The following is a 3418-nucleotide window of genomic DNA, read 5'->3' on the forward strand; positions in this document are numbered from 1 at the left end:
CTCGCCCGACGCGGGAGCCGTGGCTGTCGCGGTCATCGCGGAGCGGATCGCCGACGAATGGGCGCGGCGCGTCTGACCTCCAGGCCGACCGGAACCGATCCGGACCTACCGGCCCTGTCCTCCCTGCCTCAGTCCTTGTCCCTGCCTCAGCGTCGAGATCCAGGAGCGATCCTCATGAAGAAGTTCGTCAACGATCCGAAGAACTATGTGCCCGAGATGCTGCAAGGGCTGGCCCTGGCCAACCCGGACAGCCTCCGTTACATCCCCGAGTACAACCTGATCATGCGCGCCGACGCACCGCGCGCGGACAAGGTCTCCATCGTCCAGGGATCGGGATCAGGACATGAACCGGCCCATGCCATGACCGTGGGCAGAGGAATGCTCGATGCCGCGTGTCCCGGCGATGTCTTCTCCGCGCCGCCCACCGACTATGTGTACGAGACGGTCAAGCTGGTCGCGTCGCCCAAGGGCGTGCTGTTGCTGGTCAACAACTACACGGGCGACCGGATGGCTTTCGAGATGGCCGAAGAGCTCTCCGAGGCTGACGGTGTCACCGTCCGTACGCTGTTCATCGATGACGATGTGTCCGTGCAGGACTCCACCTACACGGTCGGCCGCCGTGGTGTGGCGGGCAACTTCTTTGTGATGAAGGCCGTCGGCGCGGCGGCGGAGCGCGGAGCCGATCTCGACGAGGTGCACCGGATCGGCGCGAAGGTCAACTCCGTCACCCGCACCATGGGTATGGCACTGACCGCGTGCACTCCGCCGGCCAAGGGATCGCCGCTGTTCGAGCTGCCCGAGGACGAGGTCGAGATGGGCGTGGGCATCCATGGTGAGCCCGGTCGGCGGCGCGAGAAGCTCCGGCCCGCCGACGCGATGGTGCGGGAGCTGGTCACCGCTGTTGTCGACGATCTCCCCTACACCTCCGGCGACGGTGTCGCCCTGATGGTCAACGGCCTGGGCGGCACTCCCATCGGTGAGCTGTATCTGGTGTACGGGCTGGCGCACAAGCAGCTCACCGAGCGCGGCATCGGGATCCGCCGCAGTTACGTGGGCGAATACTGCACTTCGCTCGACATGGCGGGCGCCTCCATCACTCTGGTCCGGCTGGACGACGAGATCTCCGATCTGCTCGCGGCCCCGGCCGAGATCCCGATCCGTGTCTTCTGAGATCCGCGTCCGGCGGGATTTGTTGTCCAAGCTTTGACGTTGAACAGGCTTGGCAATGTGTCCGCTCCGTAGCAGTGTGTGACGCGACTGGTCGGCCGGCGGCGATCACACCATGTCAGGCTTGTGTGCTGCTTGCTGACGGCCACTCAGTTCGCCGCGCCGCCAGCCGACTTGTGGTGCGGTGAGCCGCACTGTAGGAAGAGACCGACGTGGAACGAGTCAGCGGGGGATACACCCCGGACGTCACTTTGGAGTCACTGCCGGCCGAGCCTCTGCTCGGGCGTGAGTACCAGGACAGCCCGGAGGTTGTGCACGAACGTCTGCGTCAGCGGCACGGCGCCGTGGCCCCGGTGGATCTGCTGGGTGTGCCCGTGTGGCTGGTGCTGGGATATCCGGAAGCCCTGCACGTACTCCAGAACGACGCGATGTGGCCCAAGGGCATACAGCACTGGCGTGCGCGTAACGAAGGCCGTGTTCCGGACGACTGGCCGGTCGCTCCCGCGCTGGTGGCCGAGAACATGATGGCGCGAGGCGGTCCCAACCATGCCGCTTACCGGGCCGCCTGGGACGCGGCGCTGAAGCCCTTCCAGGATCCGGGCCATCCGCAGACCCGCAGGCTCAAGGACAACATCCGCCGTACCGCGAAGGACCTCATCACACTCCTCGCACAGGGCGGCAGATCGGGTATCGCGGATCTGGCCGCGCAGTTCTCCCGGCCGCTGCCTCTGATGGTCGCCGGCGAGCTGCTGGGCGCCTCCGGCTCCCTCGATGACGAAGCCCTCATGGACATCTGGCGGATCCTGGACGCCGGACCGGCCTCGGCCCAGGCCTCCGAGCGTGTCCTCGCCGCCATGGGCAGGCTCGGCGAGGAGAAACGGAGCCGGCCGGGCGAGGACTTCCCTTCCTATCTGCTGGCCGCACGGCCGAATCTGACGGCCGCGGAGCTGGCCCATGAACTCACCATGCTCATGGGCATGATCGCGGACCACGGAGGCATCCTCATCGCCAACTCCGTCGTCGAGATCATCACCGGCGACGGCCGCGCCCGCGCCAGTCTGTCGGCCGGCATGATCCGCGAGGCCGTCAACCATGTCGCCCTCCGCAAGCCGCCGTTGGCCAACTTCGTACCGCGATTTCCGGTGACCGATCAGCGGCTGGGCGAGTACATCATCCGGGCGGGCGAACCGGTGTGGATCGCCACGGCCGCCACACACACGGACGTACGCTTCGCGGCCGGTACGTCGGCCCACCGGGCGACCAGCACGCGTGCCCATCTCTCCTGGGGCGCGGGCCCACGGCAGTGCCCGGCCCGGGAACTCGCCACCACCATCACCACTTTGGCCCTTGAGTCCCTGTTCGAGCAGTTCGAGCACCTCGAACTGGCGGTACCTGTGGACCGGCTTCCATGGCGTTCCTCGCCCTTCGTCCGGGGCCTGCGCGCGCTGCCGATCAGATACCAGCTCAGGGCGGGCTTCGACATACCCGTCGTGCCCGCCACCGATCGGCGGGCGGCGGGCGAGCGGGCGGCGGGCGAGGAGCAGCCCGTACCGGCCGCCACGCTGCGTCAGTTCCTCACCAGCCTGGTGACCGGCAAGATAGATCCGAACTCGTTCTGACGACTGTGGGCGGTGGCCCCGGGCCGGACGGATTCGGCCGGGGCCACGCGCCTGTCGTATCAGGACGGGTTCGGCTCAGGACGGTCAGGACGGGTTCAGCTTGATGGAGAAACCGTTGAAGATCGACCACACATCGACCCAGCCCAGACCCGTGCTGCACTCCTGGGCGGCGTTGCATCCGTAGCCGACGCTGACGATGCCGTTGAGCTGCCGTGAGTCGGTGTCGTTGATGTAGATGACCGGACCGCCGCTGTCGCCGCCCCGGCCGACGATGCCGCCGTAGTGCGGCACACCGTAACTTCCCCATACGGTCGTGCCGTTGACGTTCCAGCTCACATTGCCCGAATACACCGTTCTGATGTTGCAGACGACCTTGGAGTTGTATCCGAGCTGGCAGGTGAAGTCGCCGACGGCGACATTGCGCACGCCGTTCAGATAGCGGCTGTAGCCCGCCGCGTCGAGGCCGTCCCAGGTGTAGCGGTTCGTCGGTGCCTCGATGAACGACGAGTCGATCGCCGGGAGCTGGTACTTGACCTGGCCTATGTAGTTGCCGCCGGCCGCGTAGACATGGGTGCCGACGCCGTAGCAGTGGCCGGCCGTGACCAGCCACTGGCGGCCGTCCCAGGGGCTGA

The 3418-nt window shown here is 67.0% G+C and carries 2 protein-coding genes and 1 pseudogene; 2 read left to right on the forward strand and 1 reads right to left on the reverse strand.

Annotation, left to right across the window (positions count from 1 at the left end; genetic code table 11):
- The first annotated feature begins 174 nt into the window (after positions 1-174).
- Together dhaK and GA0115259_RS08600 are read left to right on the forward strand one after the other, a co-directional pair.
- Positions 175-1170: a dihydroxyacetone kinase subunit DhaK gene (dhaK, locus tag GA0115259_RS08595; protein WP_093593236.1), complete on the forward strand. Its 996-nt coding sequence runs from the start codon at positions 175-177 to the stop codon at positions 1168-1170.
- Positions 1171-1379: 209 nt separating this feature from the next.
- On the forward strand, positions 1380-2786 hold the full coding sequence (locus tag GA0115259_RS08600; protein WP_093593239.1) for a cytochrome P450 family protein: 1407 nt from the start codon (positions 1380-1382) through the stop codon (positions 2784-2786).
- Between the two features lie 84 nt (positions 2787-2870).
- On the opposite strand, the pseudogene GA0115259_RS40105 reads toward GA0115259_RS08600, so the two are convergent.
- Positions 2871-3418: pseudogene (locus tag GA0115259_RS40105) on the reverse strand (hypothetical protein); the annotation flags it as partial.

The organism is Streptomyces sp. MnatMP-M17 (assembly GCF_900091995.1).
In the GTDB taxonomy this organism is placed as follows: Bacteria; Actinomycetota; Actinomycetes; order Streptomycetales; family Streptomycetaceae; genus Streptomyces.

Coding starts and splice junctions, on each gene's coding strand:
- dhaK (WP_093593236.1), top strand. CDS start 175: ATGAAGAAGTTCGTCAACGATCCGAAGAACTATGTGCCCGAGATGCTG.